The 24,509-nt window shown below is 70.3% G+C and carries 19 protein-coding genes; 14 read left to right on the forward strand and 5 right to left on the reverse strand.

Going from position 1 to position 24,509, the window contains the following annotated elements; genetic code table 11:
- Positions 1 to 2 precede the first annotated feature (2 nt).
- The 9 genes from ITJ61_RS20395 to mutM all read left to right on the forward strand — a co-directional run bounded on the left by ITJ61_RS20395 (position 3) and on the right by mutM (position 9,835).
- Positions 3 to 1,325 carry a DUF58 domain-containing protein gene (locus tag ITJ61_RS20395; RefSeq protein WP_104240615.1) on the forward strand — a complete coding sequence of 441 codons (1,323 nt, stop codon included), beginning with the start codon at positions 3 to 5 and terminating at the stop codon, positions 1,323 to 1,325.
- Positions 1,322 to 3,766, forward strand: a complete 2,445-nt coding sequence (locus ITJ61_RS15805; RefSeq protein ID WP_194686806.1) for a DUF3488 and transglutaminase-like domain-containing protein — start codon at positions 1,322 to 1,324, stop codon at positions 3,764 to 3,766. The genes ITJ61_RS20395 and ITJ61_RS15805 overlap by 4 nt, the downstream gene beginning before the upstream one ends.
- Entirely contained in the window at positions 3,766 to 5,916 is a 2,151-nt protein-coding gene (locus ITJ61_RS15810) for an ATP-dependent DNA helicase RecG (RefSeq protein WP_194686807.1), read from the forward strand. Before ITJ61_RS15805 ends, ITJ61_RS15810 begins: the two co-directional genes overlap by 1 nt.
- A gap of 49 nt (positions 5,917 to 5,965) precedes the next feature.
- Positions 5,966 to 6,697, forward strand: a complete 732-nt coding sequence (locus ITJ61_RS15815; protein ID WP_104306206.1) for a copper resistance CopC family protein — start codon at positions 5,966 to 5,968, stop codon at positions 6,695 to 6,697.
- Between the two features lie 99 nt (positions 6,698 to 6,796).
- Positions 6,797 to 7,297 carry a pantetheine-phosphate adenylyltransferase gene (coaD, locus tag ITJ61_RS15820; RefSeq protein ID WP_104240619.1) on the forward strand — a complete coding sequence of 167 codons (501 nt, stop codon included), beginning with the start codon at positions 6,797 to 6,799 and terminating at the stop codon, positions 7,295 to 7,297.
- A 43-nt stretch (positions 7,298 to 7,340) separates the two neighbouring features.
- Positions 7,341 to 7,961 carry a YceD family protein gene (locus ITJ61_RS15825; RefSeq protein WP_323744394.1) on the forward strand — a complete coding sequence of 207 codons (621 nt, stop codon included), beginning with the start codon at positions 7,341 to 7,343 and terminating at the stop codon, positions 7,959 to 7,961.
- A 41-nt stretch (positions 7,962 to 8,002) separates the two neighbouring features.
- Entirely contained in the window at positions 8,003 to 8,206 is a 204-nt protein-coding gene (rpmF, locus tag ITJ61_RS15830) for a 50S ribosomal protein L32 (RefSeq protein ID WP_068484295.1), read from the forward strand.
- 10 nt (positions 8,207 to 8,216) lie between these two features.
- Positions 8,217 to 8,963 carry a ribonuclease III gene (rnc, locus tag ITJ61_RS15835; RefSeq protein ID WP_194686809.1) on the forward strand — a complete coding sequence of 249 codons (747 nt, stop codon included), beginning with the start codon at positions 8,217 to 8,219 and terminating at the stop codon, positions 8,961 to 8,963.
- Between the two features lie 2 nt (positions 8,964 to 8,965).
- The gene (gene mutM / locus ITJ61_RS15840) at positions 8,966 to 9,835 is read left to right on the forward strand and encodes a bifunctional DNA-formamidopyrimidine glycosylase/DNA-(apurinic or apyrimidinic site) lyase (RefSeq protein ID WP_160072533.1); all 870 of its coding nucleotides are present in this window, start codon (positions 8,966 to 8,968) and stop codon (positions 9,833 to 9,835) included.
- Between the two features lie 53 nt (positions 9,836 to 9,888).
- Here mutM and ITJ61_RS15845 read toward each other — a convergent pair whose 3' ends face one another.
- Positions 9,889 to 10,611: an MBL fold metallo-hydrolase gene (locus tag ITJ61_RS15845; RefSeq protein ID WP_104306208.1), complete on the reverse strand. Its 723-nt coding sequence runs from the start codon at positions 10,609 to 10,611 to the stop codon at positions 9,889 to 9,891.
- A 53-nt stretch (positions 10,612 to 10,664) separates the two neighbouring features.
- Between ITJ61_RS15845 and ITJ61_RS15850 the strand changes: the two genes are divergently transcribed.
- Together ITJ61_RS15850 and ITJ61_RS19950 are read left to right on the forward strand one after the other, a co-directional pair.
- A complete protein-coding gene (locus tag ITJ61_RS15850) occupies positions 10,665 to 11,207 on the forward strand; it encodes a TetR/AcrR family transcriptional regulator (protein ID WP_104306209.1) in 543 nt (180 codons plus the stop codon).
- A 10-nt stretch (positions 11,208 to 11,217) separates the two neighbouring features.
- A complete protein-coding gene (locus ITJ61_RS19950; protein ID WP_228497129.1) occupies positions 11,218 to 13,173 on the forward strand; it encodes a hypothetical protein in 1,956 nt (651 codons plus the stop codon).
- Positions 13,174 to 13,195: 22 nt separating this feature from the next.
- Here the strand turns inward: ITJ61_RS19950 and rnhA are convergent, their stop codons facing one another.
- From rnhA to ITJ61_RS15870, 3 genes are all read right to left on the reverse strand, one after another.
- The gene (gene rnhA, locus ITJ61_RS15860; RefSeq protein ID WP_201297737.1) at positions 13,196 to 13,630 is read right to left on the reverse strand and encodes a ribonuclease HI; all 435 of its coding nucleotides are present in this window, start codon (positions 13,628 to 13,630) and stop codon (positions 13,196 to 13,198) included.
- 68 nt (positions 13,631 to 13,698) lie between these two features.
- Positions 13,699 to 14,391, reverse strand: coding sequence for a class I SAM-dependent methyltransferase (locus ITJ61_RS15865; RefSeq protein WP_104306210.1), 693 nt, complete (start codon positions 14,389 to 14,391; stop codon positions 13,699 to 13,701).
- 107 nt (positions 14,392 to 14,498) lie between these two features.
- Complete coding sequence (locus ITJ61_RS15870) at positions 14,499 to 15,602, reverse strand: GNAT family N-acetyltransferase (protein ID WP_194686810.1); 1,104 nt, start codon at positions 15,600 to 15,602, stop codon at positions 14,499 to 14,501.
- Positions 15,603 to 15,677: 75 nt separating this feature from the next.
- Here ITJ61_RS15870 and ITJ61_RS20150 point away from each other — a divergent pair, with 75 nt between their 5' ends.
- The 3 genes from ITJ61_RS20150 (at position 15,678) to ITJ61_RS15880 (ending at position 22,456) form a co-directional block, all read left to right on the forward strand.
- The gene (locus ITJ61_RS20150) at positions 15,678 to 15,812 is read left to right on the forward strand and encodes a hypothetical protein (protein WP_258064793.1); all 135 of its coding nucleotides are present in this window, start codon (positions 15,678 to 15,680) and stop codon (positions 15,810 to 15,812) included.
- The gene (locus tag ITJ61_RS15875; RefSeq protein ID WP_194686811.1) at positions 15,803 to 19,714 is read left to right on the forward strand and encodes an AAA family ATPase; all 3,912 of its coding nucleotides are present in this window, start codon (positions 15,803 to 15,805) and stop codon (positions 19,712 to 19,714) included. Before ITJ61_RS20150 ends, ITJ61_RS15875 begins: the two co-directional genes overlap by 10 nt.
- Before the next feature lie 120 nt (positions 19,715 to 19,834).
- Positions 19,835 to 22,456, forward strand: coding sequence for a DEAD/DEAH box helicase (locus ITJ61_RS15880; RefSeq protein ID WP_104341558.1), 2,622 nt, complete (start codon positions 19,835 to 19,837; stop codon positions 22,454 to 22,456).
- An 858-nt stretch (positions 22,457 to 23,314) separates the two neighbouring features.
- Here the strand turns inward: ITJ61_RS15880 and ITJ61_RS15885 are convergent.
- Entirely contained in the window at positions 23,315 to 24,418 is a 1,104-nt protein-coding gene (locus tag ITJ61_RS15885) for a TerC/Alx family metal homeostasis membrane protein (protein WP_194686812.1), read from the reverse strand.
- Positions 24,419 to 24,509 lie beyond the last annotated feature (91 nt).

The raw sequence follows: 24,509 nt of genomic DNA on the forward strand, positions 1-24,509 counted from the left end.
GCGTGGCGACGAGGCGCATCGAGAGGCGGCTGCGACCCACCAGCCGAGCCATCGGCCTGGTGGTGGTCGGCGTGCTGCTGGCCGCAGCCGCCGTGGTGTTCGGCCGGGGCGAGCTGCTCGCGCTCGGCGGGTTCCTCATCGCCCTGCCGCTCGTCGCCTTCGTGCTGCGCCTCATCTGGCGACCTCGGCTCGACGCGGTGCGCACGATCTACCCGACCACCCTTGCCGTCGGCGACCGGATGCGGGTCGTCACCGAGGTGCGCAACCGTTCGCTCATCGCGCTCGAGCCGAGCTCCTACCTCGATCTCCTGCCCGGTGCGGAGCCGTCCAGCATCGGCGGGGTGCTGCCCGCTATCGGCTCGCGACTCCACCGCAACGAGGACAAGCGCCGACGTCGCGTCGCCTACGGCGTCGACTCGATGCGCCGTGGCGTCCACGAAGTCGGCCCGCTCTTCTTCGACAATGCCGACGGGCTCGGTCTCACGAGGCGAGTCCTCAAGATCGGCGAGGCCACCGAGGTCGAGGTCTGGCCTCGAGTGGCAGAGCTGCCCGCCATGTCCGTGCCGAGCGGCAAGAGCGGGGGCGAAGTCGAGGCCGGGGTCGCGCAATCCGGGGACTCCGACGACGTCCTCACCCGCGACTACCGTCGCGGCGACCCGCTCAGGCGCATCCACTGGCGTGCGACGGCGCACGCGGGCGAGCTGCGCGTGCGACAGGAAGAGCACCACGCGGAAGACACCTCGGTGGTCATCCTCGACACGAGCGCGACGGCCGCCGCCGAGGAGCCGAAGGCGCCGCTGACCCTCGTCGACCTCATGAACGAGCAGTCGGCACCGGCGACGGCCATCGACGCGGAGTTCGAGCTCGCCGTCTCGCTCGCCGCCTCCGTGCTCGCTCGCTTCCACCGCTTCGGCTACGAGACCGAGCTGTTCGAGACGCACGCGGGCCTCGACGGCGACACGGAGAGCACACGCACCCCCTCCGAGGAAGCGCTCGAGTCGGTCATGCGCAGGCTCATGCTGACGCAACCCGACTCGGCGGCGGGGGAGCGGCGAGAGGCCTGCGCCGAGGTCGTCGACGACATCTCGCGTGTGGCGCGCACGCCGGTCGTGTACGTGCATCGGAACCTGGCCGGCGACGGGCTGACCGCGATCCGCTCGCTGTCGGCGGTGGCCGCCCCGGCCCTCGCACTCATCGTCTCCGCGAAGCCGGTGCCGCGCGCCACCCTGACATCGTTCACCGATGCGGGCTGGAACGTCGCCGTCTACTCGCCCGCCAGAGCCAAGCCCTTCACGCCGCTGCTCGAACTGGAGGCCACCGCATGAGCTCGCACGCGACCACGACCGCGCAGATGCGTCGTCGGCAGGGCTGGAAGGGCACTCCGGGAGCCAACGGCTCCTGGGTCGTCACCGTCTCCCTCGCGGTCCTGATCTTCAGTGCGACGAACCTCCTCTGGCCGATCTTCGACACGAACACGTGGTCGGCGAAGGCGATCGTGCTCGTCACGATCATGCTCGGGGTCGCCGCCCTCGTGCGCACCTTCACGGGCTCGCAGCTGTGGGCGCTCGTCGCCTCGATGGTGGGCGGCGCGGTTGTCCTCGTCGGATTCACCGGGCGGGGCTCGCCGCGCGCCACGGTCGAGGGGTGGGGAGTACTCGCGGAGCAGCTCGTCGAGCAGCTCCGCTCGGACGCCGCCCCGCTGCGCGAGACCGAGGCGATGACCATGCTCGTGCTCATCGGCGTCGCCGTGATCGTCGTGCTGTGCGACTTCTTCGTGTTCGGCATCAGGGGCCGCTCGCTCGCGACGCTGCCCCTGCTCGCTTTCCCCCTCATCCCGATGGCGCTCGGCATCGATGCCTTCAACGGCTGGTCGTACGTCTTCGCGGCGCTGGCGCTCGCGGTGTTCCTCTACGCCGTCTCGAGCTGGCACCAGCGCGTGCACGACGAGGAGCTCTCCTATCAGGGGTTCCTGGTCGACAGTCGAGGCGTGGCCGGCCTCGGCGGGGCCCTCGCGGTCACCGCCGTGTCGCTCGTCGCCGTGCTCGTCGCCTCCACGATCGTTCCAGCGCCGACCGGCATCGATGCCATCCGGCAGACGTCGACTTCCGGCCTCTCCACCAACCGCGCGAACCCCATCATCGACCTGGGCGAGGACCTGCGGCGCAACAACCCGGTCGAGGTGCTGCGCTACGCCACGACCACCGACCAGGGCTCGCTCCCGTACCTCACGCTCCAGACCCTCAGCGACCTCAGCGGCGAGGACGACTGGATGCCCGGTGACTTCGACGGCAACCTGAGCGTCGACGGCGGCGACCTGCCGCTGCCCGACGGCGTCTCGGCCGGGGCTGAGTCGAGCGAGTTCACGACGCGCATCGTGCTCAACGACGGCGTCAGCTCCTTCCTGCCGCGCCCGGGGTTCGCGGCCAACATCATCGACCTGCAGGGAGACTTCCTCCTCGACGAGCAGACGGGCGACGTCCGCAGTGCCGGCGACGAGGCGCTCGCGCAGAACTACGAGATCCAGACCGTGGTGCCGACCCCCAGCTTCGAGGCGATCTCGCAGCTCGACGCCGAGGTGCCGGCGGGTCTCGAGGCCCTCACACAGGTGCCGGAGGGGCCGAGCACCGACCGCATCCGCGACGTGGTCGGCGAGATCGTCGACGAGGACGCGCCCGCCGGGACACAGGCCCTGCAGCTCCAGTCGTTCTTCGCCGACGGGTTCGCCTACTCGGAGACCGCGCCCGTCCAGCAGGGGTACGACGGCACGAGCCTCGACGTCATCGCCCAATTCCTGGAAGCGCGGGCCGGCTACTGCGTGCACTACGCATCGTCGATGGCCGTCATGGCGCGCATGATCGGCATCCCGTCCCGGATCGGGGTCGGCTTCACGCCCGGCTCCGCCGGCGAGCTGAACGCAGAGGGCCAGCCCGTCTACACCGTGACGAGCAACCAGCTCCACGCGTGGGCCGAGCTCTACCTGCCCGGCCACGGCTGGGTCATGTTCGAGACGACGCCGGCCGGCGCGCTCGGCAACCTCGTCGCCCCTGGACCCGGCGAGACGACGGCGCCGACGATGACGCCGGAGGTCGCCCCATCGGCCTCGCCTGCGCCGGTCGAGACCGAGAGCACCGCCGCGCCGACCGTGCCGCCTGAGAGCGAGACGCCGACGCCGACGCCCACGCAGGGCGCCGAAGGAGCAGGCGAGCAGGCTGGCGAGAGCGAAGCCGTCGACCTCACGGCCCTCTTCATCACCCTCGCCGTCATCGGCGGCGTGCTCGCCCTGGTCGCGCTCCTGCTCATCCCCGCCTTCCTGCGGGGCGCCAGGCGCCGCGCGCGTCGCGTCGCGGTCCTGGCAGGCTCGCCGCCTCAACATCCGAGTCCAGGCAACGCCGCCTGGCAGGAGGTGTCCGAGAGCGCCGTCGACTACGGGGTGCCGCTCGGCACCGGCCTCACGCCGGCAGCCGTCGTCGTGGCCATCGCCGCCGGCTTCGAAGCCCCCGAGCGCGCGACGGGCGACGGCGCCGGGGTCTCCGCCGCCACCGCCCAGCGCGTCGCTGACGCGCGGAGCGCGCTCGAGCGCCTCCGGATCGAGCACGAGCACGCCGCATTCTCGGACCCCGGCGCGTCGCACGCGCTGAGCCAGCACGAGCGGGAAGGCATCTGGAACGACGTCCTCCTGGTCCGGTCCGCGCTTCGCGCATCCGCCTCGTCCGCAGCGCGACGCCGGGCGGTGCTCGCGCCCGCATCCCTGTCAGGAAGGCGCTGATGGACGACATCGGTCTCGATACCCCGCTCGAGGACGTCCTCGGCAAGCGCGACGCGCAGCAGCTCGCGAAGCAGCTCGACGTGACCACCGTCGCGGGCATGCTCGAGCACTACCCCCGCCGCTACGCGCGTCGAGGCGAGATGACCGCCATCGAGTCGCTGCCGCTCGGCGAGCACGTCACGCTCGTTGCGCGGGTGCTGCGCGTCAACGAGCGGCAGATGCGCGCACGACGAGGCTCGATCGTCGAAGTGGAGATCACCGACGAGAAGGGCATCGTCTCGCTGACGTTCTTCAACCAGAGCTGGCGTGCCAAGCAGCTGCAGCCGGGCGTGACCGGCATCTTCTCTGGCAAGGCCTCCGCGTACCGGGGAGTCATCCAGCTCGCCCACCCCGAGTACGAGCTCTTCGAGAACGCGCCACTCGAGGCCCTCTCGGAACGACGCGACCAGTGGCTCAAGGAGCCCATCCCGATCTACCCGGCCACCGCCAGCCTGCCGACCTGGAAGGTCGCTGCGGCCGTCCAGGCGGTCCTCGACGCCGTGCCGTTCCTCCGCGACCCCGTGCCGGTGGAGACGCGCGCCATGTTCGGGATGTACAGCTACGACGAGGCGATGCGCGCCATCCACCAGCCCGAGACGTTCAAGCTGCTCGAGCGGGCGCGGGAATCGCTGCGCTTCACCGAGGCGTACGTGCTCCAGGCGGCGCTCCTCCAGCGCCGGGCGATCTCCGAGCTCGTCGCGGCGAGAGCGAGGACCGACACGGTCGGGCCGATGCTCGAGGCCTTCGACCGACTCGTGCCGTTCGAGCTCACGCCCGACCAGAAGACGGTCGGGCGGCAGATCGCGAAGGACCTCGCCCGCGGCGTGCCCATGCACCGTCTCGTCCAGGGCGAGGTCGGCTCGGGCAAGACCCTCGTGGCCCTGCGCGCGATGCTGCAGGTCGCCGACGCGGGCGGGCAGTCGGCCATGCTCGCGCCGACCGAGGTCCTCGCCTCCCAGCACCACCGATCGATCATCGACTCCCTTGGTCCGGAGCTCTCCGCGAAGCTCATGCCGACCCTCATCACCGGCAGCATGACGAAGACGGAGCGCAAGCGCGCAGCGCTGCGCGTCGTCGCCGGCGAGGCCAAGATCGTGGTGGGCACCCACGCGCTTCTGAGCGACGACGTGATGTTCGACGACCTCGGCCTCGTCATCGTCGACGAGCAGCACCGCTTCGGGGTGGAGCAGCGCGAGTCGCTGCGCGCGAAGGGCGCCCAGCCTCCGCACCTGCTGGTCCTGACGGCCACTCCCATTCCGCGCACGGTCGCCATGACGGTCTTCGGCGACCTCGATATCTCGAGCATCGTGACCATGCCGAAGGGGCGGCAGAAGATCGAGACGTTCGTCGTCGCCACCCGCGAGCATCCGCACTGGCTGGAGCGTGCCTGGCAGCGCGTCGCGGAGGAAGTCGACCGGGGGCGGCAGGCGTTTGTCGTGTGCCCCGCCATCGAGCCAGCCGAACCCGCAGAGCCGGTCGATGGCGAGGAGCCGGCCCAGCCCGTGACCGCCGTCATGGAGCTCGCGCCGACGCTCGCCGTGCATCCGCTCTTCGCGGGCAAGCGCGTCGCCGCCGTGCACGGGGCGATGCCGAGCGATGAGAAGGATGCCGCCATGCGGGCCTTCGCCGAGGGCAAGATCGATGTACTGGTCGCGACGACCGTCATCGAGGTCGGCGTGAACGTGCCGAACGCCTCGGTCATGATCGTCATGGATGCCGACCGGTTCGGGGTCTCCCAGCTCCACCAGCTGCGGGGCCGCGTCGGACGAGGAGAGCACGCCGGACTGTGCCTGCTCGTCTCGAACACCGAGGAGGAGTCCACCGCTCGCGAGCGGATCAACGCGGTCGCCGAGACGCTCGACGGGTTCGAGCTCGCCGAGCGCGACCTGGAGCTGCGACGCGAGGGCGACGTGCTCGGCACGGCGCAGTCAGGGGGACGCACGTCCCTCAAGCTCCTGCGCGTCATCGAGGACACCGAGCTGATCCGCTCCGCCAGGGACGAGGCGTCGCTGCTCATCAACGACGACTGGAGCCTCAAGAGGTGGCCCGACCTCAAGGCGGCCATCGGCCGGCACAGCTTCGAGGAGCGGGAGTTCCTCGGCAAGTCCTGACGGCTCGAGCGCCTCGGCCGGCGAGCGTGCCCTGGCCTACGATGGGCGGGTGACCTCTTCCTCCTCCGCACACGCGCTCCGCGTCGCCTCCCGCCTCATGCTGGCCGCCATGCTGGCGTTCCTGGCCCTCGCGCTCGGTCTCGGCTCGCAGTTCGCTTCCGCGCACGACCAGCTGATCGAGTCGAGCCCGGCCGCCGACGAGTCGGTCGACGTGGCTCCGGAGAGCGCGACCCTGACGTTCTCCGCGGAGGTGCAGTCGGAAGGCACGCTCGGCCCGCAGGTCGAGCTGTTCGCGGTGACCGCCGTGGAGCAGACAGCGGTCGAGCTGGAGTCGGCGGCCACGGCCGACGGTTCGGTCGTGACGCAGGCGCTCCCGCAGCTCGCTGCGGGGGACTACGCCCTGAACTGGCAGGTCGTCTCCTCTGACGGCCACCCGATCTCTGGCACGATCCCGTTCACTGTGTCGGTCGGCGTGGCGCCGGCTGAGGACGCCGCACCGTCCGCGTCCGCCTCTGCTGGGTTCGGTGCCGCCGAGAACACCGAGGGGGCCGCGATCACGAACAGCGACGCGGGAACGTCGGATGAGGCGTCCCAGTCGACGGCCGCGGCCTCCGGGATCCCGCCGTGGGCCTGGGTGCTCATGGGGCTCGCCGGTGTGGCCGTGGTCTTCGTCTCGTTCATCCTCTTCCGGCGCAAGGCCGCGGACCTCGAGGCGAGCAGCACGCCGAAGCCCGAGGAGCCGCTGGCCGATGGGGACGACGACACGCCCACCCGCGTCTAGCTCGCATCTGACCCTGTCACGCCTGCTCCACGCGTCCCGATCACGCGATGGGCGCTCCATGGGCGCGACGTGCAGGGACCGCCCCGTAGTCTTGTGGGCATGAGCAGAATCGCTGTCGTTCCCGGCTCGTTCGATCCGGTTACCCTTGGCCACCTCGACGTCATCCAGCGTGCCGCAACGGTCTTCGAGGAAGTGCACGTCGTGGTTGTGCACAATCCCGACAAGCACGCGCTCCTGCCCATCTCGCGCCGCGTCGAGCTCATCGAGCAGGCGGTCTCGGCGACCGGCATCCGCGGCAACGTCCGCGTCGCGTCGTGGAGCGTCGGCCTGCTCGTCGACTACTGCACCGACGTCGGCGCGAAGGTCATCGTGAAGGGCATCCGGTCGCAGGCGGATGTGACCTACGAGACGCCGATGGCGATCGTGAATCGCAACCTCGCCCGAGTCGAGACGATGTTCATGCTGCCAGACCCGAGCCACGCGCACGTCTCGAGCTCGCTGGTCCGTCAGGTCGCCTCGCTCGGTGGAGACGTGTCGCCGTACGTGCCTCGTGTCGTCTACGAGTACCTGCAGGGCGACACCGACACCTCCATCGAGTAGGTGGCTCGGGATGCACTCCGCGACGAGGGCGTACAATCTCCCGGTGACTTCCTCTCCGTACTTCGTGAACATTGCGACCATCGTGGGCAAGCCCGGCACGATGCGCGAGCTCGAACTCGACTTCGATGCGCCTGAGCGCATCGGCGAGGGGCTCGGCTACATCGAGAAGGGCACGCCGGTCGAACTCGACGTTCGTCTCGAGGTGCTGCACGACGGCATCCTCGCGACGGTCGGCCTCGAATCGAGGATGGCCGGGGAGTGCAGCAGGTGCCTGACGCCGCTGGACGAGCCGCTCCGGGTCGATTTCGCAGAGCTTTTCGCGTATGCTCGCGACGAAGCCCTCGAGTACGAGGTTCACGACGACATTGTCGACCTTGAACCGCCCGTTCGCGATGCGGTAGTGCTCGCACTGCCATTCCAGCCGGTTTGTCGGCCGGACTGCCTCGGCCTAGATCCTGAAACCGGCGAGAAGCTGGTGGAGCCGCTCGAAGAGCAGGCACCAGCGGTTGACCCGCGTTGGGCGGCGTTGGCAGGGTTTGGCGCTTCAACAGAAGCACCCGAGGAACCAGCAACGGGTTCCGAGGAAGCCGCGGGTCCTCGTGAGACAGAATCTCCTGAGGGTGCGCGCAACCATGATTACAAGGGGGAGCCGGGCCAGTACTGAGCCCGCCTCCCTGCACGATGAAAGATGAAAGGTAGACGCCGATGGCTCTCCCCAAGCGCAAGATGAGCCGCTCGAACACGCGTTCGCGCCGTTCGCAGTGGAAGGCCTCCGTGCCGACCCTCGTTAAGACCGTTGAGAACGGCAAGGTCACCTACAGCCTCCCGCACCGCGCGAAGGTTGTCGAGGACGCAGCCGGCACTCCGCTGTTCTTCGAGTACAAGGGCCGCAAGGTCGCAGACGTCTGATCCTCGCGTCATGCACGACGTGAAGATCATCGACCCCGACGCCGCACCGTCAGCTGAGCTGGCACGCGGCCTCGGGGTCGACTTCGTTCCCTCGCTCCTCGAGCTCGCGTTGACCCACCGGTCGTACGCGGTCGAGAACGGTGGCATCCCCGACAATCAGCGCCTCGAGTTCCTCGGCGACTCGATCCTCGGGCAGGCCGTCACCGTCATGCTGTACCGGACGTACCCCGATTACTCGGAGGGGCAGCTGTCGCGTCTGCGCGCATCCCTCGTCTCGACGGTGGCGTTGGCGGAGATCGCGCGGGGCCTCGGCCTCGGCGCCTACCTGCACCTCGGTCGCGGCGAGCACCTGACGGGCGGCAACAAGAAGGATTCCGTCCTGGCGGACACGGTGGAGGCGGTCATCGGCGCCGCGTACCTCTCCGCCGGGGTCGAGGTCGCGACGGAGCTCGTCCTGCGCCTCGTCGAGCCGAAGCTGGCTGTGGTGTGGCGTCTCGGGGCCGAGCAGGACCCGAAGACCGCACTGCAGGAGCTTGCGGACACGCGGGGCGCCGAGCCGCCGCGCTACGAGGTGGAGGGGTCTGGCCTCGAGCACGACCGCAGCTTCACGGCGACGGTCACGGTGCTGAAGAAGAAGCGCGTCCTCGCGCAGGCGCAGGGCGTCGGCACGAGCAAGAAGCAGGCGGAGGTCGCTGGCGCGCTTGCCGCGTGGCATCAGCTGAACGACGGCGGCGACGGCGCCCCTGCGGGCTCCTAGCCGTGCCGGAGCTGCCTGAAGTCGAGGTCGTGCGCCTCGGCCTTGAACCCGCGGTCACGGGTGCCGTCGTGTCGGCCGTCGAGGTGCTCGACGAGCGCTCGCTGCGTCGACACGCTGGCGACTCGGCCGAGTTCGTCGGTGCGCTCGAAGGGGCGAGGATCTCGAGCGTGTCGCGGCGCGGGAAGTTCCTGTGGCTGCCGCTCGCGGGCCGCGAAGAGGCGCTGACGGCGCACCTCGGCATGAGCGGTCAGATGCTGCTCCGCACGTCGGACGCGCCCGACGACCGGCACCTGCGAGCGCGCATCCGCGTCGATGGTCCCGCCGGCGATCTTGTCGTGGCCTTCGCCGACCAGCGCGTCTTCGGCTCGCTGGCCGTCGACCGCCTCGTGCCGACGGCGGACGTCGAGGGCGAGCGGGTGCCGTCGCAGGTGGCGCACATCGCACGCGACCCGCTCGACCCCAACTTCGACGACGACGCGTGGGTGGCGGCGCTGCTGCGCCGTAAGACGGGCGTGAAGTCGGCGCTCCTCGACCAGACGCTCATCTCGGGCATCGGCAACATCTACGCCGACGAAGCGTTGTGGCGGGCGAGGCTGCACTACGGGCGCGTGACCTCCGGGCTGTCGCCGTCGAAGGCGAGAGAGCTGCTGCTGCACGTGCGGGAGGTGTTCGCGAAGGCGCTCGCCGAGGGGGGCACCTCCTTCGATGCGCAGTACGTGAACGTCAACGGGCAGGCCGGCTACTTCGCGCATTCGCTCAACGTGTACGGGCGCCAGGGGAAGCCGTGCCCGAGATGCGGGCGGCCGATCGTTCGCGAGAAGTTCCAGAACCGGGGCTCGCACTTCTGCGAGAAGTGCCAGCGAGAGCGGTAGGCCACAGGGCCAGCGTCGCCCTGCGCTGTGCTCCGTGGCGACGAGCGGTGAGCTCAGTGAGTGCTGCTGGAGGCCGCCGCGACCGCCGCGACCGCCGCATCCACTCCTGAGCTCCAGGGCGCTCCGTGTCCTGGCAGCACCCACTTCGCCTTCGTGTCGACGATGGCGCGGAGCGACGTCATGGCCTGTGCTGGCTCGTCGGTGAACGGGGCCGCTTGTGGGCCCTCCTGCCCGGTGAGCACGTGGCGGGTCGTGAGCGCATCCCCGACGAAGACGGCATCGACAGCGGGGACGAAGACCGCGATGCTGCCCGGCGAGTGGCCGGGCATGCCGATGATCTGCGGCGAGCCCGGGAGGTCGAGCGTCGCTCCGTGCTGCACCTCGATGACCTCGGTGAGCCACGTGGTTCGCGCTCCGCCCTTGCGGAGCGTGTAGGCGGCGAAGGTGAGCAGGGGGCCGAGCTTCATCGACTGCTTGGCGTTCGAGGGCTTCGGCCCGCCCTTCGCGCGGGCCGCGTCTTCCGCATGCACATAGACCGGGACGCCGTGGTCGCGTCGCAGCCGCTCGGCGAAGCCGACGTGATCGGAGTCGCCGTGGGTGAGGATCACTCCCTTGATGTCGTCGACCGAGCGTCCGATGGATGCGAGCTCGGCGACGAGCTCGCGCCAGTGGCCGGCGAGGCCGGCGTCGATGACGGTCACGCCCTCCGGGGTGGTGACGAGGTAGGCCGCGACGATGTCGTTGCCGATGCGGTGGAGGGAAGCGTCGAGTCTCATGAAGGCTATGGTACGTAGCCATCATGGCTACTGTCAATAGCTATAGTGGGGGCATGCCTACTCCGGACAGGACCTCCCTCGACGCGATCGTGCTCGCCGCCCGCGACCTCCTCGAAAGCGAGGGGCTTCCCAGGCTGAGCATGCAGGCGGTTGCCGTCCGGGTGGGAGTCCGTGCGCCCTCGCTCTACAAGCGGGTCGCGAATCGTGAGGAGCTCATCCAGCTCGTTGCCGAGGCGACCCTCGTGGAGCTCGGAGAGCGGCTGGACGCCGCCGGCGATCTCGAGCAACTCGCGGATGCGTTCCGGGCGTTCGGACACGAGCGCCCGGCCGCGTTCCAGCTCGTGATGACGCCGGGGGCCGGAACACCTGCCGCACGGCCGGAATTCGGTGCGGACGCGAGCGCGAGCATCCTGCGCCTCGCGGGCGAGCTCGCCGGTCAGGGGCGAGCGCTCGAGGCGGCCCGCACCCTGACCGCGTGGGCTGCCGGCTTCGTCAGCATGGAGCTGAACCGAGGCTTCAACCTCGGCGGAGACATCGACGAGGCCTGGCGCTACGGACTCGCGGGCATCGTTCGCGCCATCGGCGCCCGCGGCTAGGGTCGTTGTCATGGGCTACTCGCTGAACTTCATGCGCATCGAGGGTGGCGAGCACGTCGATGCGGACCGGCACGAACTCGCGGCGTTCCTCGCCGCCCGGGGGCTGCACGTCGTCCCCGACGAGAGCACGGGGGCACTCTTCGATGCCGGAGGGCAGCCGCTCGCCTTCGACGGGAACTGGTCCGATCTCTACCTCGACCCGCCCGAGCAGGGGGCCCCGCTCGCCGGCGGCATCTTCCACGCCACGCTCTCAGAGGCTGAGCTTGGCTTCATCTTCGAGCTCTGCGTCGCGGCAGGCTTCCTCATCGTCAACCCGCAGGGAAGTCCGACGTACATCGTCCCCGCGGAGAACCACCCGCCACAGGCGCTCGATGACCCCGAGGACACGGCCTGGGTCGGCGACGCCGCCGAGCTCAGGCAGGCCCTCTCCGGCAGCTTCTCCGACTTCGTCCGGTTCCGCGACCTCGTCCTGTCGCGCCCGGTGTCGGAGACGCTCGCCGCGCGGGAGCGCAGCCGGCAGCGTGCCGAGCAGCCCAGCCCGCGGGAGCTCGCAACCCTGTCGCTGCTCGCGCAGCAGTACCGCGAGCATCCGGCGGACTCCGCGGCCTTCCACGGCTACTGGGCACGAGCCATGGTGCGCGGCACCTGGGTGGTGGCGCTCGACCCCAGCACGTCCCGGCTCGCGATCTCCGAGGACGACGGAGTGTCGACCCTGTTCGCGTTCACGACGTCCAGGCGAGCCTCGCTCGGCACGCCCGGACCGGCGCCGCGCTTCGTCACGGCGACGCTCCAGCAGGTGGCCGACGAGATCGATCACGGGGGAGTGCGTCGGGTGGTGCTCGACCGTGGGCTCGACGACGCGAGTCTCGACGCCGCCTGGCTGCGAGGCCTGGTCGAGACCTACGCCGAGCAGCCTCACCTCTCGACGAGACCGGTGGTGCTGCCGCGCGCCGCAGAGGGAACGGTCGCCGACAAGCTCAGGACCACGCAGGAGGAGATCCTGCAGCTTGTCGCGGCGGGCCTCGACCTCGAGGAGACCGAGACGGCCAGTCGCTTCACGGTGCTCGGCAACCACGCCCGCGTCGGTCACCCGATCGCCGTCATCCTGGGCCTCGGCGCCGACCCCGAGCGCACCGACAGCAAGGGCTACCGGCCGCTCCACCACGCGGCCAACGGCCTCCACGTCGAGAACGTCCGCCTCCTCCTGCGGGCCGGCGCGGAGGTGAGCGCGCAGCGTGTGCTGCCCGGTGCCCGCACCGGTTCGGCGGGCACCGGCACGAGCCAGGCGCCGACGCCGCTGCTGGCGCTCGAGCTGGCCGCAAGCCGAGGCGTCGTCGGCGACGGCCTCGACGATCTCCTCACCCTCACGCAGCTCGTCGAGCTCCTCGTCGCGGCAGGCTCTCCCGTCACCGATGCGGTGCGCGCCGACATCACGCTCGCGGCGCGTTCGAGCGAGGCGAGGCGCATCCTGCTCTCGGAGGAAGACGCCGCGACTCAGGACGCCGCGCTTGCACGCCTCTCCGAGCTCACGGGCGCGCAGCCAGCCGAGCGGATCACCGCGCCGAGCGCCTCCCTGGCCCGCGCGATCGGGGACACGGACGCGGAGCGCTTCGCGAACCTGCGTGGCCAGCTGGTTCCCGAGGTCGGCCGAGCAGCGACCGTGCAGGGTGAGGTCGTCCGCATCGTCGACGTCATCCTCGCCGAGATCCGCGGCAACGACGGCCTGGACTTCACCGAGGCGCACGTCGATCTCGCACGCGCCTGGCACGGCTACCTCGAGACCGGACTCGACAACGGCATCAGCGGCCCTGGGTGGGACTGCGTCCTCGAGATCCAGGAGCATCTCGCCACGCGTCGCGGGTTCGAGGACGCCTCGTGGGATGAGCTGATGCGGTCAGTGGCCGTCACCTGGGTGGCGCAGAACCCGCAGCTCATCCCGCTCGGCGACGTCGCCTATCGCCTCTGACCGAGCGTCGCTCGCTGTACTGCTAGCCGCGACCCAGCGCCTGGTCGACGCCCTTGTTCGCGAGCATGTCGGCGCGCTCGTTGCCGACATCACCCGAGTGGCCCTTCACCCACCGCCACTCGATGGTGTGTCCGCTGTCCTCGACGAGCGCGTCGAGCTCCTTCCAGAGCTCCGCGTTCTTGACGGGCTGCTTCGAGGCGGTCTTCCACCCCTTCGCCTTCCACCCCGTGATCCACTCCGTGATGCCCTTGCGAACGTACTGGCTGTCCAGGTAGAGGGCGACGCTGCAGGGCTTCTTGAGCGCGCTGAGCCCCTCGATGACGGCCTTGAGCTCCATGCGGTTGTTGGTGGTGTTCAGCTCGCCGCCGAACAGCTCCCGCTCGTGGTCGCCCGACCGCAGCCAGACTCCCCAGCCGCCGGGGCCGGGGTTGCCCTTGCAGGCGCCATCCGTGTACATCACAACATCATTCACGTGCGTCCCTCATCTCCGTCGCCGACCACGCAAGAGTAGTCGGGTGCCGAGGCTCAGCCCATTCGGCGCAGGAGCACCACGCTGTCCTCGAGCGTGCCGGGAGCGCCTTCTGGGGAGGCGACGTCGCGGGTCCGCGACTCGGCGATCACCGTCTCCCACTCCCCGGCGGGCAGCGCCAGCTCGGCGATCTCCCGGTCCGGCTGCACGAAGAGGTGCGCGGGATGCTCCGAGTCCTGCACCCACGACGGCACTCCGGCGTGCGCGACGGTCAGGAGGTGTCCGCCGGGTGCGAGCATGAGGGCGGCCCTGCGCAGGATCTCCGCCCGAGGCAGGTGGACGGGCGACTGGAAGAAGCTCGCCGTGATGAGATCGAGCTCATCGTCCGGGGACCAGGTCTCGAGGTCGCCCGTCGCGAAGTCGAGCAGCGCGGCGTCGACGCCAGCGTCGATGGCTGCGGCGCGTGCGCGCTCGATGGCGACGGTCGAGATGTCGATGCCGGTGACCCGCCAGCCCTGCTGGGCGAGCCAGATCGCGTCGCCACCCTCGCCGCATCCGAGGTCGAGGGCACGGCCCGGTGTGAGCGTGCCGGCGACACTCGCGAGGTTCGCGTTCACGCGACCGGACCAGACGGCGGGCTTCGCCTTGTAGAGCTCGTCCCAGAACTCGAGCGGCGGCTGGGCGGTCGCTCCGGCGCCAGGCTCGTCGGGGCTCGAGCTTGTGGTGGCGTGGTGGTTGTGCGAGGTCATGCGCTCAGCATGCGCACCAGATCGAACATCTGCAACCTGGTTTGCGAGAACCGCAAGCGCCGGGTGTTCGGCTCCTGGGGTTTCGTCTCTCACGCAGCCACGCAGCCTCACAGCCGCTTCTGCCAGCCGCCTTCCGGCGCGAGGGGAACGAAGCCGAGCGCCTCGTTGACCCGCAGCATGTGGGCGTTCTCTTCAGCATTCCACGTGAACACTCCGGTGCACTCCGGGTAGCGCTCGGCGAGCTGCACGAGGTTCGCGGCCTTCACGAGCATCCCGAGTCGCCTGCCGCGGTGCGTCGACGTGACCAGCGTGTTGTCCTGCTGCGCCGGCCGCGTCGTGTCGTCGAGGTCGAGCTGCAGCATGGACTGGGCCACGAGGGTGCCGCTCGGGATATGCAGCACGGCGGCGTTGAGGAACGTGGAGCCGGCGGCGAGCACTCGACGCTCCATCTGCGAGACGCGCTCGGCGTCCCAGTGCTCCTCATCGGCCTCGAGGTCGCCAGCCGGTGCGTCGATCGACATATCGCCGTTGAGCCGCGCCAGGTCGTCGAGGTACTCGGGGTCGCTCTCGCCCTCCCAGGTCAGCAGGCGGTAGGCCGCACCAGCCCGGGCCACCGCGGCTTCGACGTGCGCACGCAGACGTCCCGCCGGCAGGGGCAGGCGCAGCTCGCTGATGCGCTCGACCTGCCCCAGCTCCCACCCGTGCTTCCAGAGGAAGCGCGCCGCCGGGTCCGCCGCCGAGACGCTGCCATGTCCCGTCGGCGCAGGCACCCGTTCCCCGCCGGCCGTCGGATGCTCCACCCAGGCCTGCAGGGAGGTGCGCCCGTCGGCCCGAGCGAGGTCCTCGAGGTGGGCCGCGACGAAGGTGCCGATACCGCGTCGCCGGTGGGGTGCATCCACAACGACGTGAGGATAGGCCAGCGAGGGGGAGTCGCGGGGCGAGACCATGAGCTTCGCAGCGGCGACGGGGCGCTCGGCCTCGAGGTCGCTCGCGCCGCGCTGGAACGCGAGGAAGAGGCGCGTGGTGACCTGTCCTGGCATGGTCCAGTCGGCGAGGACCCGCTGGCTCGTCTCGAGCAACCGCCCCTCACCGTAGGTGCCCGCAGAGCCGCGGTTGACGATGTCGGCGAAGCGCTCGAGCAGGCCCCAGGCCTCAGCGTCTCGGTCCGACGCTGGATCTGGAGGCGTGAGCTCCCGAATGAAGTAGTCCACTCCGGTACCGTAGCTGTCAGGTCAAGGCGTCGACAGCCCCGCCAGCGCGACGATCCAAGGCGCACTCGCGCCGGAGTGAGCGACCAGCCCATCCCGCCCGACCAGCCCATCCCGACCGACGCAGCCAACCCCGACCACCACCTCAGCCAGACCGACCCACGAGCGATGTCCGACCACCAGCGAGAGGCCAGCGAGCGCGCATGCATCTGAAGAGCCTCACGATGAAGGGCTTCAAGTCGTTCGCGCAGCCGACGACGCTCGCGCTCGAGCCCGGGGTCACGTGCGTCGTCGGGCCGAACGGCTCAGGCAAGTCAAACGTCGTGGATGCGCTCGCCTGGGTGATGGGCGAGCAGGGCGCGAAGAGCCTCCGCGGCGGCAAGATGGAGGACGTCATCTTCGCCGGAACCGCGACCCGCGGGCCGCTGGGCCGCGCCGAGGTGACGCTCACGATCGACAACGCCGACGGGATGCTCCCCATCGAGTACAGCGAGGTGACGATCCGTCGCACCCTGTTCCGCAACGGCGGTTCCGAGTACGCCATCAACGGGGACGGCGTTCGGCTGCTCGACGTGCAGGAGCTGCTGAGCGACACCGGTCTCGGCAAGGAGATGCACGTCATCGTCGGGCAGGGACGCCTCGACGCCGTGCTCCGCGCGACGCCGGAGGAGCGCCGAGGCTTCATCGAGGAGGCAGCCGGGATCCTCAAGCACCGCCGCCGCAAGGAGAAGACGGTGCGCAAGCTCGAGGCCATGGAGGCCAACCTCACGCGCCTGCGTGACCTCACGAACGAGGTGCGCCGGCAGCTGAAACCCCTCTCCCGGCAGGCCGACATCGCGAGGCGAGCGCAGGGCATCCAGGCCATCGCCCGCGACGCGAAGGCGCGTCTGCTCGCCGACGACGTCGTGCAGCTGCGTGCGGCCCTCCGGCTCGCGACCGGCATCGAGCAGGAGCGCTCCGAGGAGCGGGTCGTGCTGCAGGAGAAGCTCACGGCCGCCCTCAACCGGGCCGAGCTGCTCGCCGCCGAGAATCGCGGAGACGCTGCCGACGGTGCGCGCCGCGTCGTGTTCGACCTCGAGAGCGTGCGCGAACGCATTCAGAACCTCAACGCGCTCGCCTCGCAGCGCAAGGGACTCCTCGTCTCGCGCCTCGAATCGCCGGCGTTCGTGCCGACCGTGACCCTCGAGGTCGTTGACGCAGCACGCCGGGAGACGGAAGCGCTCGCGGGGCGTGCCGCCGAGGCCGAGGCGCTCTGGGAGGCGACGAAGCTCGCCACGCAGGATGCGCGTGCCGCCCTCGACCGCATCGACGTCGAGATCCAGGCCCAGGCGACCCGGATCTCCGCCTACGACCTCAGCCGCAGCGAGCTGCGCGGCGCCGCCGACACTGCCGCCTCGAAGCTGGCGTCCGTGCGGGGCGAGGTGCTCAGGCAGCGCAACGCGCGCGATGCTGCGAGCGACCGCCTCGCGCAGGCGACGAAGGCGAAGGAGGAGCTCGACGCGACCGCAGTCCAGAGCGCCTCCGACTCGAGCGAGCTCGACGCCGCCTACAAGCGCGCCGAGGCGGCACAGCGTGAAGCAGAGCAGGCTCTCGACGCCGGACGCACCCGCGCCCACGAGCTCGAGCGAGAGCGCGACGCCCTCCAGGCGCGCGTGCAGGCGCTCACCCTCGCGACAGCCGCGAAAGACGGCACCGCCGCGCTCCTCGCCGCACGCCTCGAGGGGGTCGAAGGTCCCGTTGCCGAGCACCTCCGCATCGACGAGGGCTACGAGGCCGCCATCGCCGCCGCCCTCGGCTCGACGGCCGATGCGGTCCTCGCGAGCGACGCCGATGCCGCGTTCCGAGTGCTCGCCCACGCCACGGGGGAGAAGCTCGGGCTCGTCGAGATCGTCGCCGAACTCGGCGAGGGCGGGCCCGTCCAGGCGGGTTCCACCAACCCGGCGCTGCCAGAGGGGCTCCGCCCCGCGGCGGCTCTGGTGCAGGGGCCACCCGCCATCACCGCCCTGCTCGCCCACGTGCACGTCAGCGAGACGCTCGACGAGGCACGCGCGGCGATGGCCGCGCTGGTGTCCTCGGGAGCCGCGGCCCCCGCAGGCGCGGGGCTCACCGTCGTCACCAGAGCAGGCGAGGTCGTCACGAGCACCTCACTCCGCGGCGGGTTCGCGGAGGAGGGCACCAGCCGCCTCGAGCTGCTCGCCGCCCGCGACCGAGCATCCGCACGCCTCACCGTGGTCACGGACGAACTCGACCAGGCCGCGCTCGCGCTCGCCGAGCACCGGGCCGCGTCGCAGGCGGCGAAGGCCGAGGCGAAGCGCACGCTCGACGCCCTCCGCGCCTTCGACGGCGCCCTCGCCGCCGAACGAGAGCAGCTCAACCGGGCCAGCGCGCGAGTGGATGCGGGCAGCGCCGAGCTCGCGCGCGCCGCGAAGGCCTTCGACCTCGCCTCGAGCGGCGTCGAAGCCGCAGAGCAGGCGGCGCTCGCCGCGAAGGCGGCGCTCGCCGAGCACGAAGCCCTCCCTCGCCCCGAGCTCGACTCCTCAGCGCGTGTCGACGCCAACGCCGCCGTCGAACGTGCCCGCGAAGCCGAGGTCGAGGCCCGGCTGCAGCTCGAGACCCTGCGCGAGCGGTCCCGAAGCGAGCGGCTCCGCGCCGAATCCCTCGTCCGTCAGCTCGACGCCGACCGCCAGGCTGCCGACAAGGCCGCCAGGGAGACGGTCGTGCGCCGCGCCGAACTCGCCCAGACCGAGCGCGTGCTCGCCGCCATCCCGAGCCTCACCGCCGCCGTCCAGGCGTCGCTCGCCGAAGCCCAGCAGCAGCTCGCCGAAGCCGAGCGCGAGCGCGCCGCCCAGCACGAGGAGCTCGGCCAGCTCCGCCAGACGGAGCAGCAGCTGCGAGCGCGCCTCAGCGAGATCACCGAGGACGTGCACTTGATCGAGCTGCAGATCTACGAGAAGAAGAGCTCCCTGCGCTCTACCCTCGAGCGGGCAGCGAGCGAGCTGCGCCTCGCCGAGGCGGTCCTCGTCGCCGAGTACGGTCCCGACCAGCTCGTGCCGGCGGACGACGACGCGCTCCGCGCCAAGGCCGAGCGCATCGCCTCCGCGCTCGCCGAGCAGCGAGCCAGGCACGAGGTTGCGGGCGAGGGCGAGGCGGCCGCAGGAGCCGAGGACTCGGCGGCGGCGAGCGGCGTAGTCGAGGCCGTGGGGGAGGGCGAGGCCGCTGACGCGGCCGGCCAGCCGAGCGCATCCAGCGCCGCCAGCGCCACAGACACCGACAGCGCCGAGCACTCCGACGCCACCACCGAGCAGGTCGAGAGCAGCACCGCTGCCCAGGCCGCGGCAGCGATCTCGGCCGGGGCCGTCCCCGCGCTCGCGGAGCAGCTCGACGACGACCTCGCCGCGACTCTCGAGGGGGACGCCGAGGAGGAGTTCGTGGGCGTGCCGTTCGTTCGCGCGGAGCAGCAGGCGCGTCTCGCCGCGGCAGAGCGCAAGATGTCCACACTCGGCCGCATCAACCCGCTGGCGCTCGAGGAGTTCGCGGCGCTCGAGCAGCGGCACGCGTTCCTCGCCGACCAGCTCGACGACCTCGCCGCGACGAAGGCCGACCTGCTGCGCATCGTGGGCGACATCGACGAGCGCATGCGCACCGTCTTCGAGGCCGCCTTCGAAGACACCCGAGCCGCGTTCCACACGGTCTTCCCGATCCTCTTCCCCGGCGGCTCCGGCGACATCACGCTCACCGCCCCCGACGACATGCTCACGACCGGCATCGAGGTCTCGGTGCGGCCGGCCGGCAAGAAGATCGAGCGCCTCTCGCTGCTCTCCGGCGGCGAGCGCTCGCTCGCGGCGGTCGCGATCCTCGTGTCCATCTTCAAGGCCAGGCCCAGCCCGTTCTACATCATGGATGAGGTCGAGGCCGCCCTCGACGACGCCAACCTCGGTCGACTCCTCGCGGTCTTCGAGGAGCTCCGCGCGTCCAGCCAGCTCATCGTCATCACCCACCAGAAGCGCACGATGGAGATCGCCGACGCCCTCTACGGCGTCTCGATGCGGCAGGACGGCGTGTCTGCCGTCGTGGGCCAGCGCATCCACCGCACCGAGGACCAGCCCGCCGCCTGAGCGCCGCCCCGCGGCCGCGGCCGCCTGTCTGCCTGGCTGCCTGTCTGCCTGCCTGCCTCTTGCCGCCCGCGCCCGCGCCCCCGCAGCCCGCGGCGCGCCCGGCGTGGGACGATGGAGGCAATGACTTCCGTCGACGGCACCTCCGCCCCAGCCCCCGCCATCCCCGAGCCCAAGCTGGGCCTCGTGACGCTCCTGCCCGACCCGTACGACGCGGACTCCATGTTCGAGGCGTTCGAGCTGTGGACGACGAGCCGCGGCATTACGATGTACCCGGCGCAGGAGGAAGCCGTCATGGAGCTGGTCTCCGAGGCGCACGTGATCCTCTCGACGCCGACGGGCACGGGCAAGTCGCTGGTCGCGATCGCGGCCCATGCCGCCTGCCTCGCGCAGGGTGGTCGCAGCTACTACACGGCGCCGATCAAGGCGCTCGTGAGCGAGAAGTTCTTCGCCCTCGTCGAGATCTTCGGCGCCGCGAACGTGGGCATGGTCACGGGCGACAGCTCCGTGAACCCGGACGCGCCCATCATCTGCTGCACCGCCGAGATCCTCGCGAACCTCGCCCTGCGCCAGGGCTCCGACGCCGACGTCGACCAGGTCGTCATGGACGAGTTCCACTACTACGGCGACCCCGATCGCGGGTGGGCGTGGCAGCTGCCGCTGCTCATGCTGCCCGACGTGCAGTTCCTGCTCATGTCGGCGACCCTCGGCGATGTCACCGAGATCGTCGAGGACCTCGAGCGGCGCACGCAGCGCGACGTGTCCCTCGTGACGGGCGTCGAGCGCCCCGTGCCGCTCGACTTCTCGTACGTGGTCGCGCCGACGCACGAGACCGTCGAGAAGCTCGTGGAGGAGCGCAAGACGCCCATCTACATCGTGCACTTCTCGCAGGCGGCCGCCATCGAGCGCGCGCAGGCGCTGTCGAGCCTGAAGGTCGTCGACCGGGCCGGACGCGATGCCATCGCCGATGCGATCGGCGGCTTCCGCTTCACGACCGCGTTCGGCAAGGTGCTGTCCCGGTACGTGCGCGCCGGCATCGGCGTGCATCACGCCGGCATGCTGCCCCGCTACCGACGCCTCGTCGAGACGCTCGCGCAGAAGGGGCTCCTCCGGGTCATCTGCGGAACCGACACCCTCGGTGTCGGCATCAACGTGCCCATCCGCACGGTGCTCATCACGGCGCTCGCGAAGTTCGACGGGCAGCGGATGCGGCACCTCTCGGCGCGCGAGTTCCACCAGATCGCGGGGCGTGCCGGACGCGCGGGTTACGACACGGCAGGCACGGTCGTCGTCGAGGCGCCCGAGCACGAGATCGAGAATGCCGCAGCCGTGCGCAAGGCCGGCGACGACGAGAAGAAGCGCAAGCGCATCGTCAAGAAGAAGGCGCCGCAGGGCTTCGTCTCGTGGGGTGAGAAGTCGTTCGAGAAGCTCGTGTCTGCCGAGCCTGAGCCGCTCACCTCGCACATGCACATCACGGCGTCGATGATCATCAACGTCATCGCTCGTGGGGGAGACGTCTTCGGCAACGCCAAGAGACTCGTCTACGACAACCACGAGAAGCCTGCCCGTCAGCGGGAGCTGGCGTTGCGCGCGATCGGCATCTTCCGCACGCTCGTGACGGCCGGCATCGTCGAGATCGGCCGGCAGGGTCGCATCACGCTGACCGTCGACCTGCAGGCGAACTTCGCCCTCAACCAGCCCCTGTCGCCGTTTGCGCTCGCCGCCATCGAGCTGCTCGACCCGGAGGCGGAGGCTGCCCCCGGCGACCGCGGCTCCGAGGAGAACACGAGCGGCGAGGGCGCCGTCGGATCCGGCCACTACGCGCTCGACGTGGTCAGCATCATCGAGGCCACCCTCGACGACCCGCGCCCCGTGCTCTCGCAGCAGCAGTTCAAGGCGCGAGGCGAGGCGGTCGCACAGATGAAGGCCGACGGCATCGAGTACGACGAGCGCATGGAGCGACTCGAGGAGATCACGCACCCGAAGCCGCTCGAGGGCCTGCTCGCCCAGTCGTTCGAGCTGTTCGCGCAGCACGAGCCGTGGGTGCGCGACTTCGAGCTCTCGCCGAAGTCCGTGGTGCGCGACATGTTCGAGCGGGCCATGAGCTTCGCGGAGTACGTGAACTTCTACCAGCTCATGCGCAGCGAGGGGCTCGTGCTCCGCTACCTGAGCGACGCGTACAAGGCGATCCGCCAGACGGTGCCGGACGAGGCGAAGACAGAGGAGCTGCTCGACATCATCGAGTGGCTCGGCGAGCTCGTCCGCCAGGTCGACTCGAGCCTCATCGACGAGTGGGCCTCCCTCGTCGACCCGGAGCAGCAGGCCGCGAGCGACGAACCGGTCGTGCCTCCCGCGCCCCCCAGTGTCGTCGGCAACCGCCGCGCCTTCACGGTGCTCGTGCGCAACGAGATGTTCCGCCGCGTGCAGCTCGCGGCCCTCGAGCGAGACGAGGCGCTCAGCGAGCTCGACCCCGACGTCGACTGGTCGAAGGCCCTCGACGACTACTTCGCCGACCACGACACGATGGGGGTGGATGCGGCCGCCAGGTCGCCGAAGCTCCTCACGATCGACGACTCCGAGGGGCGCCAGTCCGGCGGGCTCTGGAGCGGCGTGTGGCGTGTGGAGCAGATCATCGACGACCCGGCGGGCGACCACGACTGGCGCATCCGCGCCGAGGTGGACCTCGCCGAGTCGCACGAGGCGGGCGAGGCCATCGTGCGCGTCACCGAGGTCACGCGGCTCTAAGCCGCGCGCCGGGCGCTGCCTGCTGGGCGCTGCCTGCCGGGCGCTGCCTGCCAAGCGCGGCGGCACTCCGGCCACACGCCAGGGGTGTCCTCGAGACGTTCCGCAGACCTGGGGCTTGTGCACCCGCTTGACCGAGCTCCGGTGCGTGCGTCACAGGTCTGTGCCAGTGCGTCCGCAGGCCTGGGGCTTGCGCACGCGCCTGACCGAGGCCAGGTGCCTGTGCCACAGGTCTGTGCCAGTGCGTCCGCAGGCCTGGGGCTTGCGCACGCGCCTGGCTGAGCTCCGGTGCTTGGGCCACAGGTCTGTGCCAGTGCATCCGCAGGCCTGGGTCTTGCGCACGCGCCTGGCCGGGGCCCGGTGCATGTGCCACAGGTCTGTGCCGGCGCGTCTGCAGACCGGGGGCTTGCGCACGCGCCTGGCTGAGCTCAGGTGCCTGTGCCACAGGTCTGTGCCGGCGCGTCTGCAGACCCGGGGCTTGCGCACGCGCCTGGCTGAGCTCAGGTGCGTGTGCCACAGGTCTGTGCTGGCGCGTCTGCAGACCGGGGGCTTGCGCAGGCGGCTGGCCGAGTCCAGGTGCGTGTGCCACAGGTTTGTGCCAGTGCGTCCGCAGACCTGGGGGTCACGCACCCACAGCGAGGCACGCGGATGCGCGGACCCCAGGTCTGCAGCGGGGCACCGGAGGGCGCACAGGTCCCCGCTCTCGCGGCTCCCTCGCTCCCTTCAGCACAGACCGCTCCCATCAGCACAGACCGCTCCCATCAGCACAGACCGCTCCCATCAGCACAGACGACGAAACCGGATGCTCGCGACTGGCGCGTGCATCCGGTTTCGGCGTTGCTGGTGTCTGTCGGGCCCCGACTAGCGGCGGTCGGGCTCGCTGCTCGCGACGGGGGCCGCGTCCGTGGCCTCCGCAGCGTCCGGCGTGGTGCCCTCGACGCCTGCAGCAGCGGCCTCCGGGCCGCCAGCCGCCGAGCCGACGGTGCTCGGTGCGTCGTCACCCTTGGCGCGGGTGTAGATGATGCTCGCGATCGTGGCGACGATGAGCACGCCGAAGATGAACGTGAGCGACAGCCAGATCGGAATCTCGGGGATCCAGAGGAGCGGCTCTCCGCCGTTGATGAACGGCAGCTCGTTCTCGTGGAGGGCGTGGAACATGAGCTTCACGCCGATGAAGCCGAGGATGAACGCGAGGCCGAGGTCGAGGAAGACCAGACGCTCGAGGAGTCCGCCGATGAGGAAGTACAGCTGGCGAAGGCCCATGAGCGCGAACGCGTTCGCCATGAAGACGAGGTAGGGCTCCTGCGTGATGCCGAAGATGGCGGGGATGGAGTCGAGCGCGAAGAGCAGGTCGGTGAAGCCGAGGGCCACGATGACCAGGATGAGCGGCGTCCAGACCTTCTTGCCGTTCTCGAGGATCTTCCACTTGTCGCCGTCGTAGTGCTCGCTGGCGGGGATGATCTTGCGCACGAGGCCGACCCACTTGGGCATCTCGGGCTCTTCGTCCTTGAAGGAGTCGATGGCCTGCTTGACGGCCATGTAGAGCAGCCAGGCGGCGAAGATGTAGAAGACGGAGACCCAGGCTTCGAGGATCGCGGCGCCCGCGATGATGAAGGCGAAGCGCATGACGAGCGCGATGGCGATGCCGATGAGCAGCGCCTTCTGCTGCGCGATCTTCGGCACCTTGAAGCTCGTCATGATGATGAGGAAGATGAAGAGGTTGTCGACGGACAGCGCCTTCTCAGTGGTGTAGCCGGCGATGAACTCGCCCGCGTGCTGCCAGTCCCACACGAAGCCGAGCGCGACCATGAAGACGATGGCGAGCGCGATGTAGAAGATCGACCACCAGCCGGCTTCCTTGAGGCTCGGTTCGTGCGGCGTCTTCACGTGCGTGAAGAAGTCGAATACGAAGAAGCCGATGACCACGGCAATGGTCACCGCCCAGATCCAAATGGGAACGTCCACGGGTCCTCCGGAGGGGTGAGTTCGGCGAATCGGCCGAAGGTCTCTTCCGTCGGCAGAAACCGACCGACGCGCCCGGGTGACTGATGACAGT

Origin of the sequence: Pseudoclavibacter sp. VKM Ac-2888 (assembly GCF_015351285.1) — a bacterium.
In the GTDB taxonomy this organism is placed as follows: Bacteria; Actinomycetota; Actinomycetes; order Actinomycetales; family Microbacteriaceae; genus Pseudoclavibacter.

Coding starts and splice junctions, on each gene's coding strand:
- ITJ61_RS15805 (WP_194686806.1), top strand. CDS start 1,322: ATGAGCTCGCACGCGACCACGACCGCGCAGATGCGTCGTCGGCAGGGC.
- ITJ61_RS15810 (WP_194686807.1), top strand. CDS start 3,766: ATGGACGACATCGGTCTCGATACCCCGCTCGAGGACGTCCTCGGCAAG.
- coaD (WP_104240619.1), top strand. CDS start 6,797: ATGAGCAGAATCGCTGTCGTTCCCGGCTCGTTCGATCCGGTTACCCTT.
- rpmF (WP_068484295.1), top strand. CDS start 8,003: ATGGCTCTCCCCAAGCGCAAGATGAGCCGCTCGAACACGCGTTCGCGC.
- rnc (WP_194686809.1), top strand. CDS start 8,217: ATGCACGACGTGAAGATCATCGACCCCGACGCCGCACCGTCAGCTGAG.
- ITJ61_RS15845 (WP_104306208.1), bottom strand. CDS start 10,611: ATGAGACTCGACGCTTCCCTCCACCGCATCGGCAACGACATCGTCGCG.
- ITJ61_RS15850 (WP_104306209.1), top strand. CDS start 10,665: ATGCCTACTCCGGACAGGACCTCCCTCGACGCGATCGTGCTCGCCGCC.
- ITJ61_RS19950 (WP_228497129.1), top strand. CDS start 11,218: ATGGGCTACTCGCTGAACTTCATGCGCATCGAGGGTGGCGAGCACGTC.
- rnhA (WP_201297737.1), bottom strand. CDS start 13,630: ATGTACACGGATGGCGCCTGCAAGGGCAACCCCGGCCCCGGCGGCTGG.
- ITJ61_RS15865 (WP_104306210.1), bottom strand. CDS start 14,391: ATGACCTCGCACAACCACCACGCCACCACAAGCTCGAGCCCCGACGAG.
- ITJ61_RS15875 (WP_194686811.1), top strand. CDS start 15,803: ATGCATCTGAAGAGCCTCACGATGAAGGGCTTCAAGTCGTTCGCGCAG.
- ITJ61_RS15880 (WP_104341558.1), top strand. CDS start 19,835: ATGACTTCCGTCGACGGCACCTCCGCCCCAGCCCCCGCCATCCCCGAG.